Source organism: Paenibacillus methanolicus, assembly GCF_008124765.1.
Lineage (GTDB): Bacteria > Bacillota > Bacilli > Paenibacillales > Paenibacillaceae > Paenibacillus_Z > Paenibacillus_Z methanolicus.
Genome location: NZ_VNHS01000007.1, coordinates 279,218 through 295,831 on the forward strand (window position 1 = coordinate 279,218; position 16,614 = coordinate 295,831).

Here is a 16,614-nt window from a genome sequence, read left to right on the forward strand (position 1 = left end):
AGAGGTGCCTATCATGACTAAAAAGAGAATGGTATTCTCGCTGATGGCCCTAATGGTTGTCCTTTTCTTAGTATTAAATAGGTCTGAGAATACGAACAGCTCTCCCGAGAAGATTATTGTCCCGCTGCCAAACACTTCGGATAAAGGTAAGACAACGTGGCGTTACGAAGAAAATAAAACCACTTCCGCAATTGACATCTTACTAATCGAGACAAATCGGAGTAAATTGAGGATTCATCTTGGAGAAGAAGTTGAATTAATGGGTGAGAGCTATCTTTTGACAGCTATAAACAAGGATACTTCGTTGGGTATTTCTGCAGAATTAAGAAAAAAATAAGCCGCGATGAGGCGAGCTGGATGGATAAATGCGATAGGATGGCGTAGAATGATTTGGATTATCGATAGAACAAGATGGAGATACCCTGGCGGAGCGCAACCCCGTCAGGGTATTTGGCTATTCCTGATGCAGCCCCCGAAAATCCAGCGGCGTCATCCCCTCCGCGCGCCGAAAGCATTTGCTGAAGTAGCTGGTCTGCGAGAAGCCGGTCTCCATCGCGATCTGTTTGACGGATAGGCGGGTGGAGGCGAGCAGGCGCTTGGCTTGGAGGATGCGGGCTTCCAGCACGAAATCCGGGAACGACATGCCGAACGTCGCGCTGAATTTGCGGCTGAAATAATGCGGGCTGTAGCCGGCGATCGCGGCCGCTTCCTCAAGCGTGAACGGCTTCTGGCAATGCGCGCGCACGTAGTTCGCGGCCGCCCGGATTTTGTCCGCCGCTAGATTGACGGGGACGTTGAGCTGCGTGGCCATCGCCTGCAGCCGGGTGAGCAGTTCGTACAGCGTGCCGGCCGTCGCGTATTCATCCTCTACCTCGTACGTCCTGCCCAGCCCGAGCAGCCGCTCGACCAAGGACGCGATCGGGTCAAGCTCCGATAGCCCGAACAGCCACGGCTCGTCCAGCCCTTTGCCGTTCAGCAATTCCTCCAGCCGCACGCCATAGAAGTGCACCCACCGAATGTTCCACGGCTCCCGCGCGTCCGCGTAATACCGCTGTCGAATGCCTGGACCGTACAGGAAGCCTTGTCCGCGCGTAAGCTCGTATGTCGTCCCGCCCTCTTGCACATACCCTTTGCCGTCGAGCACGATGTGCAGGTTGTAGCAGCGGTCCAAATTGACCTCCGTGGTCGCGAATTCGCGATTGACCGCATGCTCGGGAAAGTCGCGGTACCCGCCGATGAAATCCGGGAAGCAGACATGCCGCGGGAAGATCGGCTTAGGCAGGAATATATGCTCCTTCATGGGATGAGGCACCTCCGATAGAAACGCAATATTTTCTAACAATAATCACTCTATCCAATATTATAGCAAGTATTTCGTCGCGCAGGATGACAAGAATTTCATATCATTCGCAGGAATTTGTCATATCCATCCCTCATCGGCGTGCCCTAGAATGAAGGTACGAGAACCGACAAGGAGGCAGCAGCAGATGGCAAAATCGATTCAGGTGGACGAATTAACGTTAGGCGTATGTTATTATCCGGAGCATTGGCCGGAGGCGCTGTGGGAGGACGATTTCCGCCGCATGCGGGAGCTGAACATCTCGGTCGTGCGAATGGCCGAGTTCGCGTGGGCAATCATGGAACCGGAGGAAGGGCGCTTCGACTTCAGCTTTTTCGCGCGGGTTATGGACTTGGCGCACCAATATGGATTGAAGGTCATTCTGGGCACGCCGACGGCGACGCCGCCCGCCTGGCTGACGCATAAGTATCCCGAGGTGCTCAATGCGGACGTGGATGGAACGCTGCACCGCCACGGCATGCGCCGCCACTATAACTACTCTAGTCCGAAGTACCGGGAGCTGTGCGCGCGGATTACGCGGAACATGGTCGAGGCGTACAAGGACCATCCGGCCGTCATCGGCTGGCAGATCGATAATGAGTTCAACTGCGAATCGAACGTCTATTACGCGGAGGCCGACCATGTGGCATTCCGGCAGTGGCTGAAGGCGCGCTACGGGACGCTGGAGAAGCTGAACGAAGCATGGGGCACGGTGTTCTGGAGCCAGACGTACACGGACTGGGAGCAAGTCTACCTGACGCGGCCAATGGCGAATCCGTCGCCGAATCCGCATCTCGCGCTGGACGAGAAACGGTTCATCTCGGACAACACGATCTCGTTCGCCAAGCTTCAGGGCGACATCATCCGCGAGCTGGCGCCGCAGCATTGGGTGACGACGAACGGATTGTTCGGCCATCTGGACAGCCATGCGCTGACGGACGAGGTGCTGGACTTCTTCTCGTATGATTCGTATCCGCAGTTCTCGACGATCTTCCCGAGCGACGACGAGAATTCGCTGAAGGACCGGGCGTGGAGCATGAGCCTTGCGAACGTGCGCTCGATCTCGCCGAACTTCTGCGTCATGGAGCAGCAATCCGGCCCGGGCGGCTGGGTGAACCGAATGGAGATGGCCTCGCCGAGACCGGGTCAAATCCGGCTCTGGTCGTACCAATCCGTGCTGCACGGCTGCGATCTGCTCGTCTACTTCCGCTGGCGCACGGCGACGATGGGCACCGAGATTTACTGGCACGGCATTAACGACCACCACAACCAGCCGAATCGCAGAGTGCGGGAGGTCGGGCAGATCGGCGCGGAATTCGCGAAGATCGGCGGCGCGATCGCGGGGACGACGTACCAAGCGGAAATTGCGCTGCTGCAGGACTATGACAACCACTGGGACGGCGAATTCGACGTCTGGCACGGACCGTTCCAATGGCAAAGCCAGCGCGCTTGGTTCAAACAGCTGCAGTACCGGCATATTCCTGCAGATCGCATAACGCTCCGTCCGGCGACGACGTTGGAAGATTTGGCAAAGTACAAAGTCATCGTCTACCCGCACGCGGCGATCATGACGGATGAAACGGCGAATCTGCTGCAGCGGTACGTCGAGCAAGGCGGCAAGCTCTTCTTCGGCGCGCGCACGGGCTACAAGAACCCGACCGGCCAAGTGAACATGCGGCCCTTGCCGGGTCCGGTCGCCGAGCTGTGCGGCGTGACGGTCGAGGATTATACGATGATCAAAGGCACGGCGAAGGCGGCGGAGATCAAGGGGGCGGACGGGCGTCTTGCCGAAGGAACGAAAGCGGTCGGATTCAACGAAATTCTGCGCGTGGACAAACCGGACGTGGAAGTCGTCGCGAAGTATGCGAGCGAGTATTACGAAGGCGAACCGGCATTGACCCGGCGCAAGGCGGGCAGTGGCGAAGCATGGTATTACGGCGCGGCATACAGCGAGCAAGTGGTGGATGCGCTGATCGACGAGCTCAGGCTTGTCTCGCCGGTTGCGAATTGGCTGGAGGTGCCGGCTGAAGTGGAGCTGGGTATTCGGGCTTCGGATGCGGGCGCATACGTGTTCCTGCTGAACTATGCGGATCGTCCGGTGGCGGCCTTGCTCAAGCAGCGGGTACAGGATTCGTTGACGGGCGTTTGGTTGGAAGGCGAAGTCGAGCTGCCGGCGTTCGGGGTGTGGGTGTTCGAGCGGCCGAGCGCGTAGGGAAACAGAGAATCAGGAGACAGGAGCAATAGCCGCCGTGATGGCGGCTATTGCTTTTTGCCGCTGAATAACGAAAAAGCCGGATGCTGCTTGTATATAACCGCCTCAAATTCATTAAAATAAGCGGGAATCGGATATCCACTTCTTGGACGAAGACATATTTGCATATCGAACATCAAGTTCAATACTGATCGAGAACAGTACGGATGGGATGCCAAGAACTAGGAGATGAGGTTGTGGTTTTCTTGTTGTATCTCCTCATAAACGCGGGGGTCGTATATGGGTTCTTCCGAATCCGGAGCAAGCAGCTTGCGCCGCTGGAAATCCTCTTCTACTGGTGCATCGGCTCCATGCTCGTACAAAATTACTCCGCGCTGCAGACCATGAATTTCAAGAGCGCTATGGTTCCGGACCAACTCGGCCCGGCATTCGCCCATTTACTCAACCGAACCGTTCTGTATCCTGTTCTAACCCTTCTTTTCCTTCATACGTTCAAGGCTTCGAAAGGGGCAGGGACAAGGCTGATCTGTCTGATTGGGTTTTCGCTGCTCATGTACGGATTCGAATATTTGTCCGGCGCATTAGGCGTTTTTGTCCACCTCACATTGAAGGAGTGGTGGGCGATGACGTACTGGCTGCTCCATAACCTGATCATGGTCGGCATCATGATCCTGTTCCGCAACAAGCTTCAATCCGGAGGTGCCCGTTAGCTCATGAATTTTCGATTTGACGGAAACGAATGGTTCGTGGTCGCATGCTCCATCGTGCTGCTAACCTATGTTTGGATCATCCGAAAGCATTTCCAGCCTATGTTAATGCTCATCCTCTGGGTCTATAATTTAGTCTTCGTCGCGACCTTAGACTATGCGCTGGCCGCCACGCCGTTTCATCTGTACGATTGTATGGACAATGCAACCTACGAGCCAATGGCGGCCTATGCCCATGCATTTCTGTACACACCATATTCGTTCATTTTCTTATACTACTATGACAAGTGGTCCATCAACCGAAATAAGCGGGTCTTACTTTTCTATTTGTCGGCCTGGACCTGTATTGCGCTTTTCTTTGAATGGATCAGTTTGAAATTCGGCTTCTTGGACTACGGCAGGGGCTGGAAAATGACGTGGTCCGTCCCTACTTATCCCCTCTCTGCCTTGCTTACGATCCGCGTATACCGTTTCATTAAGGATCAACTGGTCAATCACCCATTCCGGCCTCAAGAATAGTCTGTTAGTAGCTAACGCCGAAATGGAGGAGACCCCTTGAATTCCCATGATTCTCGAGTGACGAAATGCGAAGAGGTCCCGGTCGAATTTCCGCCTCAATATCAGCCCGGACAGCCGGGATTGGAATATTTGATGATCCCAAGGCCGGTCTCGGAACGGCCGGGAAGCTCCGGATCGGGCAAACTGCACAATAAGGTAGCGGTCATTACCGGAGGGGACAGCGGAATCGGCCGGTCGGTCGCCTATTTATTTGCCCGGGAAGGCGCGGATATCGCGATCATATACCTCAATGAGCACGCCGATGCCTCGGAGACGCAGGAGAGAATCCGGCAATTGGGCCGCAGTTGCTTGACGATTGCCGGTGATATCGGCGATGAAGCGTTTTGCAGACGGGCGATCGGGCATACCTTGTCCACATTCGGCCGGATCGATATTTTAATCAATAACGCGGGTGAGCTGATTTATGAAGAGGACTTTACGAACCTGTCACCCGTGCAGTTGTTGCGGATATTCCAGACGAACGTCTTCTCCTGTTTCTATTTAACCCAAGCCGTAATCCCCCACTTAAGGCCGGGCAGCGCAATCATCAATACGACCTCTGTCGCGGCGGACAGAGGTTATCCGGCAATGGCGAGTTACTCCGCCACCAAAGGCGCCGTCGGCGCGCTCACCCGGTCCTTGGCGGTTTCTCTAGCCGATCGGGGAATCCGGGTCAATGCCGTTGCCCCCGGCCGAACATGGACCCCGCTTATCCCTTCTTCGCTTCCGCCCGAGTTTTACATGTTTTATGGATCCTTGGATAATCCGGCACCGATCAAAAGAACGGCGCAGCCTTACGAAATCGCGCCTATCTATTTATACCTGGCCTCGGAGGAATCCGGTTTCGTCATCGGTCAGACGCTTCATGTGAACGGCGGCGAGTATTCGGGCTTGTGAGGATTGCAATCCTACCGTGCCGATTCCGCTTTTTTTGAATGACCCCATTTTCGTAGTTTCATAGACGGCTGCACTTTCAAAATCAAGATTCGGACATACAATGCTACCATCTTCCCTTTAAGGAGTTGAGTGCATTGGCAAATGTCAAGAAGAGTAGAGCCATCCCCAGCAAGGTCGTGAAATTAAAACGGAGTGCGGAAGCGAAGAGCAAGATTATGCAAATGTATCGCAATCACGCCAGCCGGCTGCAGGCTCGCGCGGTTCAACCGATCGAGGTGAACCAGACGACGACGGTCATCGGCACGGACGACACCTGGTTCAATGCGGCCGTGATTCCCCAAGACCCTGCCTGGGTGGCGGTTCCGGGCGCCAATTACGTGTGGAACGCCCGCGACCTTGGGAGTCAGACCGCGATCATATCCAACACGTTCCGGATCACGCGACGCATTAATTCGGCACGCTTGCTGCTGTCCGTGGACAATTACGCGGCCGTCTTCATCAACGGGCGGGCCGTCGTATTCGACCAACCACAGAACACGCCTTCTTTCTTTAATCCGGGCCGCACCTTCAATATCGGCGGATTCTTGAGAAGAGGCAGCAACGATATCGTCATCATCGCGTTCAACTTCGGAGCTCCGCGCTCGCCGGCCAATCCTGCGGGCGTAGCGGCGAGCTTGACGATTCGGCTGCGATAGTTCAAGCGGACGCTGCAAATGAGCAGCCCGCGCTCGCGAATCGCAGTAGACCATAAACGGCACAACGGCGCCGCGGGGAGCAAATCACCCTGCGGCGCCGTTTGTTCGTCAGCTTACGTCGACTCTTTCATTCGTCGGGTACATATGCTGCAGCGTATATAGCTTACGGCGGCGATTGCCGCATCCTTGTAGGCAGCGTCGTTGGCGAGCAGGTACAGCTGGTGCGCTTCTCGCGCAACTTCGCGGGCGTCGGTAAGCCGTGTCTTCTGAACACCTGATACATATAGTGATGACTCGAGAAGCCGGATAGGGTCGCCACCTCCTCGATGGAACAAGCGCTCGTGGTAAACAGCCATCGGGCCTCTTCTAGACGGCGAGCTTGAAGAAGGTCATGGAAGGAGCTGTTCAAGTATTTGGAGAGGAGCCGGTTAATTTGCTTCGGACATAGGAATAGGAAACGAGATACTTCTTCGATCCGAATGGGTTCCATGTAATGCGTATGGATGAATTCAACGATACGACGCACTCGGTTACGCGCTTCCACGCCAGTCAGCTCCTTGGAAGCGCCTTGCCGCTGTATGTCCTTGACGAGGCGCAGCATATCCACGATGACGGACATGAGGATGGACTGTGCGCGTAAATGGTATCCAATCTCGCCTCGCTCCATTTCTTCGAAGAGCTCTTCGAATTTCAGGTCCATGCGATATCGATCTTGGAAGACATGCGGGTAACAATGCGATAAGTATTGCTTAATTTGTTCGCTTTCCTCGGACATCTCCGTTCTCAGGCCGGAGGGGAGCAAGTCGAATCGCATGCAGCATTCCTCCATCGGATCATGGGGATCAGCCGACTGCGCATGCTTAATATAAGGACCCGTAATATAGGCTTCGCCGCCGCATACGTCGAGATCATGTCCTTCGATCGTAATAAACCCCTTGCCGGCAGGGATGATATGCAGCTCGAAGCAAGCATGGGAATGCTCGGGAACGTTCCAATTCGGGTCTGGCCCAACACGATTCACATGGCTGACATACACTTCGAAGTCCGGGATGTTGAAGCGAAAGTCCATGGTTTCCGTGATATATGACTTACGTATCCTGCCGTTCTTGCCCACCGCGATGCCTCCTATCCAATCGAGCGTTCACAAGGTCCATATTTCTTAATACGTAGTCCGAATCTCGCCTTATGATTCCTTCTTGTTGTCGGTATACTTTGTCGTATCCCTGGTCATGGAGGCGATCCTACATTGTCGACAAACGCACATTTTGAACGTACGATGCATTCTTTCTTGAACAAGCTGAAGCAGCGGTCCTTCGAAACCGTCATTCCCATTCCGGACTGGCATATTCGCAGCGCCGAATACGTTTCGCCGGGAGACATCCGGTACACCTCGGAGTGGAGAACGATCGAGGTCGGCGAAGCGTGGCTGGAGACGACGGCGTATTTTCGCGCGGAAGCGGTCGTACCGCCTTCGCTTGCCGGGAAGCCGCTCGAGCTGTGGTTCGACAATCAAGGCGAAAGCCTGCTGTTCGTGAACGGCGAACCGCGTCAAGGCTTCGACCCGAATCGCAGCCTATGCCGAATCTCGGATTCGGCCGTTGCGGGCGAAACCTATGCGTTCGTCATCGAATCCTGCATTCGCTGGCAGAATTTCGCGCATATGAAGCAGAACGGATTGGAATACGACCGTCATCTGTTTCGGCACGCGGCCTGGGTGAACGTCAACTCCGAAATCGAGGACCTCCTGTACGATCTGGCCGTGCTGGCCGAGAGCGTGCGCGTCCGTTCCGACCATTGGGCGGAGCGCCTGCTGATCGCAGCGCAGCGAATGATCAAGCCCGAAGCTCCGCTCGAGTCGCTGCTCGCCGGCGTTCGCGAGACCAAGCTGTTCTTACGGCAAGAGTGGTTCGACGGCGCTGCGGATAAGCAGGGGACCACGATTATTGCGACCGGCCATTCCCATCTGGATCTCGCGTATTTATGGCCAGCCAAGGAAAGCGTGCGGAAGACCGGGCGCACCTTCTCCAATATGCTCCGGCTGCTGGAGCGGTATCCGGATTTCCATTTCGCCCAAAGCCAGCCCGCTCAGTACGAATATGCCAAGAAGCATTACCCGGACCTGTACGACCAGATCAAACGATACGTAGGCGAGGGGCGGTGGCAGCTTGTCGGCGGCATGTACGTGGAACCGGATTGCAATTTGACTTCCGGCGAGTCGCTCGTCAGGCAGATTCAATACGGGCAGCGGTTCTATATGGACGAATTCGGCAAGCATGCCGACATCTGCTGGCTGCCGGATACATTCGGCTATTCGGCGGCGCTGCCGCAGCTGTTGGCGAAATCCGGCTATCGCTACTTCTATACGTGCAAGCTGAATTACAATTCCGTGAACGAGCTTCCGTTTCATAGCTTTCGCTGGGAAGGCTTGGACGGCAGCACGATTATCGGGACGCTGGACGCGTTCGGATCCTATAACGGCCAGATGAACTTGACGGAGTTGACGGGCGGCATCGATCGGTTCAAGCGCAAAGGCCACGACGGAGCGCTTCTCCACGTATTCGGACATGGCGATGGGGGCGGCGGCGTCGATGCCGGGATGATTGAACGGGCTAAGCGCTACGATAAGCTTCCCGGCATGCCGGCCGTGAAGCTCGGCAAGGCGGAAGACTTTTTCAACCAGATCGAATCGGCGAACCCCTCGTTTCCCCATTGGTGCGGCGAATTGTATTTCGAATGGCATCAGGGCACGTTTACGTCCCAGGCGCGCGTGAAGAAGGACAATCGGCGCAGCGAGGAACGGTTGCGGGATGCCGAGCTGCTCGGCGTGCTGGCAGGGCGGATCGACCGAGAACGATTCGAATTGCTCGATGAAGCTTGGCGGCTCGTCTTATTCAATCAATTCCACGATATTCTGCCAGGCACCTCGCAGGCGGAGACATTCTTGGAGGCCGAGCGGGACTACGGGCGGGTACGCGAGATCGTCGACCGTCTTGACGCCGAAGCGGCGTTATCGCTGGTCCGGCGGCATTCGCGGCGAGAGCCGTCAAGCGATGCGGACAAGCAAGACGGCAGGGGCTCCTTTATCGTTTTGAACACGCTCTCCTTTCCTCGAACCGGGTGGGCCTTCTTGCCGAGCGTTCCCGAGGATCCCTTCTTGATTGTCGACGCGTCGACCGGCGAAGAAGCGATGTACGACATGGGAGCGGACGGCAGCGTCATGATCGAGGCGAAGGACATCCCCTCCGTCGGGTTCAAGCGCTATGAGATCAGGCAGGGGGAGCGCAACATCCCGTCCGATGATGTCTTGGTTCGGGTTGAAGACGGTTGTCTGGTGCTCGAGAACGAATACCTTCGTGTCCGCATTCGTCGTCAAGACGGCACGATCGAGCGCATCTATGATAAATCCATGGACCGCGATGTATTAAGAGTCGGCGGCATGGCGGGCAACACATTGGAGTTGTTCGATGAACTCTACGATTTCTATGACGCTTGGAATATCGCGGGCGAATCGCTGAAGCATGGCATCCCGTTGCTTGAGCTCGACGCCATCGACATCCTGGAGCAGTCGTCAGCCGCGCAAGCCGTTCGAATCGTTCGATCGTTCCGAAGCTCGCGTATTCAACAAACGATACGACTTCGGCGTGGTTCCAGGGAGCTGGAGTTCGAGACCGAGGTCGATTGGCAGGAAGAGCGGGCGATGCTTAAAGCCGGCTTCGAGCTTGATATCCATGCCGACAAAGCAACGTATGACGCAGCCTTCGGCAATGTCGAGCGGTCCACGCGAACGAATACGTCCTGGGAACGCGCGCAGTACGAAGTGCCCGCGCACCAATGGGCAGACGTATCGGAGGCGAACTACGGCGCAGCCTTGTTGAATGATTGCAAATACGGCTATGATTGCAAGCATGGGAAGCTTCGCATCACGCTGCTTAAATCGGCGAAATACCCGGATGACACAGCCGATCTTGGCAAGCACGCCTTCCGCTATGCGCTCTTCTGTCATGAAGGGGATTGGCGCACGGCTAAGGTCGATGAAGCAGGTCAATGCTTTAACGTCCCGCTTCGGATCATTCCGGTTCAAGGCCGCGACGGCATGGTCTCGGACGAGAAGAGCTTCCTGCAGCTGTCCGCAACCGGAATCTTCTTGTCCGCGTTGAAGTTCGTGCAGACCCAAGCCGGAGAGCCCGCTTCCATCATCATCCGGTTGTATGAGAACCAAGGAGCCCGCCGTGCAGCGGACATCCGGTGGGCGGGCAACCCGATTCGGGAAGTACACGAATGCGATCTGCTCGAGCAGGATAAGACGCCGACAGCGTCAGGGCCCCAATCGTTCCAGACCGCATTCCTGCCTTACGAAGTGAAGACGTTCCGGCTCGTACTCGAACCGTGACAAGAGAAGGGGAACCCCGACATTCAGGGTTCCCCTTCTTCTCCTTCCTTGCCGCTGGATTCGTTAGTTGACCGACGGACCGGTCGCCACGGTCGTGCTGACCGCGTCGGACGTCATATCCGTCGTCGTGAAGTAGTACTTATGGTTCCCCTTCGACAGCCTCGTGACGACCCTGTATTGCTTGCCATCCGCATAGTTCGTGTCGCTCGGGTTCAACTCGACCATCTTGCGGACGACGCCGTCGGTGACGAGCTCTACTGCATACGGCGCTTGGTTATCGGCATCCGTATACGTGACGGTGAAGGCGAAGTTGGACTGCGTATTGCCAGTTGCCGCGTTCACGCTGCCCGCGGTTAACGTCGGCGCGGTTCCGCTAGCGGTGTTCGTGAATCGGAGATCGTCCATGAACATTTCGCCGTAGCCCTTGACCGTCTGATTCAGCCAGATCGTCATGACGGCGTTCTTCCTGTTCATGGCAGCCGGAGCGGTGCTCGTGTCGAACTGCAAGTCTGTCCAAGTGGTCGGGATGCTAATCCAGCCATTGGTTAAGTTGACGCCGCCGGTACTACTGGACAAGGTGACCATCATGCGCAGATTCGGGTGGCTCGGATTCTTCACCTTCATGTTGACGTAACGGTAGCCGTCCACGTTGAACGACTCGTTCCAGTGTTGGAACTTCGCTTGCGCCGTGACGTGGGAAGGATTCTGCGTGAACTTGCCGACGAAATTCCCCGGCGTATCTTCGACTCTGCTGAACGTGCCTTCGTTGTTGCCGCCGTTCTGGTTCCACCAGTTCACCCATTGTCCATTCGTCAATCCCCATAATCCGTGCCTGTCGAAGTCATCGAAGAGCAGCGGATGCGACGGGTCCGGAAGCGGCTGGGCAACCGTATAGTGCATATTGCTGAAGGTGTGGTTGCCTGAAGTATCGTTCCCTCGAACCCGCATAACGAGATTAGAGAGAGGCGTAACCGTGCTGGTGTTGAACGTATACTCATAGGCAGCCCCGGTAAGCGTCATCGGTACATAGGTGCCGCCCGTTCTTACCGCCGGCGTGCCGGCGTTGGTGCTGGCGAACACCGTGACATCGCCGCGCACGTAATCGCCGAGAATCGGGCTGGACACCTGAAGCTCCGGCAGATTCGATGGAGACGTTACGGCATTGTTAATGGTGCTGAGACCCATAACCGTATACAGCATGCCGGCTTGGATGTTGACGCTGTACTCGTTGTAACGCCACTGATTCATATTGTCAGCGCCTTGGTAGCGGTCTTCATACCACGGACTGACGCTGTACATGTCCTTCGTATCCTTGATATTCGCGCCGCTGACCATCGCGCCTGGAATGACGATCCCTTGATTGGCAGACGAGCTCGATTCTTCGTCCAACCGGGTATGAATGAAGTCGACATAGTCCGAACCGATGCCGGACACCCAGCTAATATTCCATGGATTCTGCCCGTAGACCCAATACATCGCTCTCTGAATGACGCGGAGCGTATCGGGATCGCCGAAGAGCTCGTAGTACCGCATCATATCCCCGATGTACGACATGAGCGGTTCGTTCACGCCGAAGTTGCTGAATTGGTTCATGACGCCGTACGGCGTATCGTCCATGAGCGTCATGACGTAATGGAACTGCTGCTCGAGCAGGTCCTGAATATGCGCTTGCGTCGTCGTATCGGCCACCGGATAGAATTCGGCGAGCGCGATCGGACGCATGCTCCAGTACGCGGTCGAGCTCAAGTCGTCGAACGTGAGAGCATTGGCGGCAGTCGTGGCCGCATTCTTGTAATCGACATCGTTCGTAAGGAGGTACATCTCCACATCCGCGAAAATTCTCGATTTATTGACATCCCCGCGCTGAGGACTGGTAAGATTGGCGACCATGAAGTCATAGAGCGTAACGGCCGCAGCTTCGTATTCATTGGCGGTGGCGGTTAGATCCGGAACCAGAGACGCCGGCACGTCGCCTTCGGCAATGGCCGTACGGATCGCGCGTGCCGTCGCGGCAACCGTTGCAGCTCCTTTGGCCGATCCTTCGACGCTGAGCACGTCGGTGCGCAGCTTCCGGTCATCCGCGTTGCTCGGAATACCGTCGGTTTCTTTGTTCGGGTGCACGAAGGCGCCATGATGGGAAATGTCATAGAACGCTCCGTTGAACTGGTCGGCAAATTTCACGATGTAGTCGCTGGCAAATATCCCTTCATCGATGAGGTCGGGTATATCGTTGTTGTCGTTATCGAACTTGACGCTCGGCGAGTCGATGTTACGGAGATAAGCCAAGACGATCTCGGCGCCTACCCATTGATTGGCCCCGTACTTGCCGTAATCGCCCGCGTCGTAGTGGCCGCCTGTCAGATCGACGCTCTGCCCGTTGTCTAATCTTTTGGCATCGTCGAGATGTCCGGCAGGGTGGAACACTTTATCCGACGGCGGGATGGTGCTGTACCCTTGCGGATAGGCATCGGATGTCGCAACGCTGGCACGTTGGATCCGGTAGAAGGCAGTCATCTCGTCCTTGTAGCCGTCCCATACGTTGGCTTTGATCGGGAACGGGAACGAGGAGACGCCGTTCGTCTTCACGGTATAATTGTCGCCTAGCGCCGTAACGGTCGGGAATTCGATCGTGTAGAGGAATTTGCCCCAGACGCTTCCCTTGTAAGTCATTTGCCCCGATTTGGCAACGGTCGTGCCGTTCAACACCTGATAGCTGGTATCTGCCAGGAAGCTCGTGGACGTCACGATAGCGTTCTTGTAATCGTTCGCGCCGTAACCGGCTTGGCTCACGAGGACATCGACGATGTTCGTCGATTGCACCACGGTCGGCGAGTTCTGAGGCGCCGTGGACGCTGCGGGAGAAGAGCCGTCGGCCGAACGGAAGTAATAAGACGTCGTGCCGACAGGCAGCTTACTCAGATAGATGTAGTCCTTGCCATCGGCGTAGTTCGTGTCGGTGTAATCGGCCTCTCGCATATTGTAGGCTTTGTCGCCGAAGACAACCTGCATCGCGTACGGCTTGTTGTTATCCTGGTCGGTATACGTCGCTTTGAAGGTATACGTCGTGTTCTGATTGTTGATCGTGCCCGAGTTCGACGTTAAGGGGGCTGCCGACAACGTAGGCGAATTGCCGGTGTTGTCCGTCGTGCCCGTAATGTGATCCATCAGGATTTCGCCGTAGCCCGTAGTCGTCTGCTTCAGCCAGATCTCGAAGCGGATCCTCTTCTTATTGATCTTGGGGCTGAGCGCGTCCAAGTCGATCTGCGTATCGGTCCAAGTCGTCGGAACCGCCGCGAAACCGCCCGTCAGGTCGTGACCCTTGTAGCCGTCGTGGATGAGGATGCGAATGCGGGCATTCGGATATCCGGGATTTTTCATCTTGAAGTTCAAGTAACGGTAGCCGCTGACATCGAAGGTCGTGTGCCAAGGCTCGAACTTGGCCTGGGAGGCGCTTGAGGCAGGCGTCTGCGCGAATTTGCCGACCTTGAGCGAGTCAACCGTAACCTTCGAGAATGCGCCTGTTCCTCCGGATTGATTGTACCAGTTCTGCCAATCTAGCTTGAATATGCCTTTCCCGTCGAAGTCGTCGAAGATCGCCGGGTTGTTGGGATCGGGGAGCGGATTGACGGCTGCATGCGATGGAGCGGGCGCCAGCACGAGCGCTTGCAGCGCGACCATCAAGCCCAGTCCGATCATCATCAACTTTCTCGTCCGTTTTCCTAAGCGGGGGACGCTTGTCATGATAAAACCTCCGTTTCATAGTGTGGTTCAATTTGTGTCGAATGCGATATGACTCCCAGAACTGCCGGCAAAATACTAGATTCGTGATCTGATTTCGCTAGCGCCTCCCTCCCTCGTTTTGTATACGCTTGCAAGATTAGAATAGGCGATCGGTAGAATCATAACCATGCACAATATCAGTATCCTTGTGATCTATTCGAGCAAATGAGAGACATTGTGGGAGCCGGTGCCGAAGTTTGCGCAATAGATCATGTTTGCTGCGCGAAACATCATCGACTAGAGGATGGAAGTGGCTTATAATAGGAAAAAATTTGCGAGGGCGCGAGTGGCTCCGAGGAGGTCCCCCCATGTACAAAATACTGGTTGTTGACGACGAGCCGAGGGTCAGCATCGGCATTCGCAATTTCCTGCTGGCGTCCGATTTGAGCATCTCCAGCGTGGAGACGGCGCTGAACGGATTCGAGGCCGTCGATTATTTGCGCATGGACCAGTTCGATCTGGTGCTGACCGATATCCAGATGAGCCGGATGAGCGGAATCGAGCTGATGGAGACGATCTATATGGAGCAGCCGAATTTGCCGGTCATCGTCATATCGGCTCATGAGAAGTTCGACTTCGCGATGAAGTCGCTGCGGTTAGGCGCGCGGGACTACTTGGTGAAGCCGGTCGATCAGGAGGATCTGCTTCGGGTCGTTCGCGGCGTGTTGACCGAGAAGGAGGAGATCGGCAAGCGAGCGCTCGAGCGCTCCAGACTGGAACGAAACAAGCGGATACCCGATTCGGCCCGGCGTCAGGAGATTCTAATGGAATTGGTGACGGAGCGGGGGTTGTCGAAGAAGGAGCATGAAGACTTGCTGGCCGAGCTGGGCGACAAGATCAAGGGGCCGTACTTCGGCGTCGTCACCGTTCGGCTCGATCTTAGCCGCGGAGGCTTCAGCCATCGGGAAGTACTGCAACAGGATCGGAAATTACTGAAATTCGCGGCGTTGAACCTATTCTCGGAGAGCTTGGCCGAATGGGGGGGACTCGCGTTCAGCGGATTCGGCAACGAGCTGATCGGTATCATCCAAGTGAAGGCGCCGGCCGGAACTGAACCGCGCGGCCAATTGCAGACTCAGCTCCATCTGGTTGGTCAATACGTCTCGAACAACCTCCGGCAATACTTGAATCTCGAGGCGACGATCGGGACGAGCAGTCTGCGCGACGACGCGACCCTATTAGCCAAGCTTATGGAAGAAGCCAACCTTGCCGTGAATTGGAAGCGGTTGCACCCCGGACAGAACGTGTTCTATTATGCGGATATCGCGGCGCAGGATAGCTTGAATATGGTCGAATGGATGGCGAAAGTGGAAGCGTGCGTCCAGCAGCTGAAGAAAGGCGGGGACGAGCTGCCGGAGGCGAGCGCGCGGGATTTGATCGCCATGCTGCGGCGGTTAGGCCATACGGACGAATTGGCGCACAGCTACTTCGGCATGCTCGTCTATCGGATATACGGCTTGCTGCTGGAATATGGGCATGCCGGCACCGCCTCGTTACGACGATTCGATCCGGACGTCTATTATAAGGACTTGCGGATCGAGGCCCGGATCGGGCGACTGGCTGCCTATATGGAAGACGCGGCCCGTACGATCCAGATGATGGCCCGAGAGCGCGAGACTACGATTCTGTCGCGGATCCTCGCGTACATCCGGCAGCATTACCGCAACCCGGCGCTCAAGATTCAGGATATTGCCGGCGAGGTGCATTTCAGCTCCGCCTATCTCGGATACTTGTTCAAGCGGGAGACGAAGAAGAACGTCTGGGACTACGTGACGGAGCTGCGCATTCAGGAAGCGAAGCATCTGCTGGTCACGACGGACAAGAAGCGCTATGAGATTGCTTACGAAGTCGGCTACGAATCGCCGGAGCACTTCAGCCGAATGTTCAAGCGATACGCCGGCGTCAGTCCGGCGGACTACCGCAAAGAAGGTCAGGGGGGGTCCCGCTGAAGCTGAAATATAAAGTCGCGCTGGCGTTCGCGCTGCTGGTCGTCGGGCCCTTCCTTGTCGTCGGATGGATCTCGGCTTACAAAGCCG

At 56.0% G+C, this 16,614-nt stretch carries 11 protein-coding genes; 8 read left to right on the plus strand and 3 right to left on the minus strand.

The features are described 5' to 3' along the window. Nucleotides 1-13 precede the first annotated feature (13 nt). Entirely contained in the window at nucleotides 14-337 is a 324-nt protein-coding gene (locus BCM02_RS19485; protein ID WP_148930793.1) for a hypothetical protein, read from the plus strand. A gap of 117 nt (nucleotides 338-454) precedes the next feature. On the opposite strand, the gene BCM02_RS19490 is transcribed toward BCM02_RS19485, so the two are convergent. Continuing rightward, nucleotides 455-1,300 (minus strand): helix-turn-helix transcriptional regulator, encoded by an 846-nt coding sequence (locus tag BCM02_RS19490; RefSeq protein ID WP_148930794.1) that lies wholly within the window; start codon nucleotides 1,298-1,300, stop codon nucleotides 455-457. Between the two features lie 187 nt (nucleotides 1,301-1,487). Between BCM02_RS19490 and BCM02_RS19495 the strand changes: the two genes are divergently transcribed. From BCM02_RS19495 to BCM02_RS19515, 5 genes are all read left to right on the plus strand, one after another. Continuing rightward, nucleotides 1,488-3,551 carry a beta-galactosidase gene (locus tag BCM02_RS19495; RefSeq protein ID WP_148930795.1) on the plus strand — a complete coding sequence of 688 codons (2,064 nt, stop codon included), beginning with the start codon at nucleotides 1,488-1,490 and terminating at the stop codon, nucleotides 3,549-3,551. A gap of 236 nt (nucleotides 3,552-3,787) precedes the next feature. Next, nucleotides 3,788-4,261, plus strand: coding sequence for a hypothetical protein (locus BCM02_RS19500; RefSeq protein WP_148930796.1), 474 nt, complete (start codon nucleotides 3,788-3,790; stop codon nucleotides 4,259-4,261). 3 nt (nucleotides 4,262-4,264) lie between these two features. Beyond that, nucleotides 4,265-4,777 carry a hypothetical protein gene (locus tag BCM02_RS19505; protein ID WP_148930797.1) on the plus strand — a complete coding sequence of 171 codons (513 nt, stop codon included), beginning with the start codon at nucleotides 4,265-4,267 and terminating at the stop codon, nucleotides 4,775-4,777. A 36-nt stretch (nucleotides 4,778-4,813) separates the two neighbouring features. Then, complete coding sequence (locus BCM02_RS19510) at nucleotides 4,814-5,713, plus strand: SDR family oxidoreductase (protein ID WP_246183456.1); 900 nt, start codon at nucleotides 4,814-4,816, stop codon at nucleotides 5,711-5,713. Nucleotides 5,714-5,847: 134 nt separating this feature from the next. Further along, entirely contained in the window at nucleotides 5,848-6,408 is a 561-nt protein-coding gene (locus BCM02_RS19515) for a hypothetical protein (RefSeq protein WP_148930798.1), read from the plus strand. A 163-nt stretch (nucleotides 6,409-6,571) separates the two neighbouring features. On the opposite strand, the gene BCM02_RS19520 is transcribed toward BCM02_RS19515, so the two are convergent. Then, nucleotides 6,572-7,522, minus strand: coding sequence for a helix-turn-helix domain-containing protein (locus BCM02_RS19520; RefSeq protein WP_148930799.1), 951 nt, complete (start codon nucleotides 7,520-7,522; stop codon nucleotides 6,572-6,574). A gap of 132 nt (nucleotides 7,523-7,654) precedes the next feature. Between BCM02_RS19520 and BCM02_RS19525 the strand changes: the two genes are divergently transcribed. Next, nucleotides 7,655-10,798, plus strand: coding sequence for an alpha-mannosidase (locus BCM02_RS19525; protein WP_148930800.1), 3,144 nt, complete (start codon nucleotides 7,655-7,657; stop codon nucleotides 10,796-10,798). Nucleotides 10,799-10,861: 63 nt separating this feature from the next. Here the strand turns inward: BCM02_RS19525 and BCM02_RS19530 are convergent, their stop codons facing one another. Then, on the minus strand, nucleotides 10,862-14,539 hold the full coding sequence (locus tag BCM02_RS19530) for a glycoside hydrolase family 9 protein (RefSeq protein WP_148930801.1): 3,678 nt from the start codon (nucleotides 14,537-14,539) through the stop codon (nucleotides 10,862-10,864). A gap of 347 nt (nucleotides 14,540-14,886) precedes the next feature. Here BCM02_RS19530 and BCM02_RS19535 point away from each other — a divergent pair, with 347 nt between their 5' ends. Beyond that, nucleotides 14,887-16,527, plus strand: coding sequence for a response regulator transcription factor (locus BCM02_RS19535; protein WP_148930802.1), 1,641 nt, complete (start codon nucleotides 14,887-14,889; stop codon nucleotides 16,525-16,527). Nucleotides 16,528-16,614 lie beyond the last annotated feature (87 nt).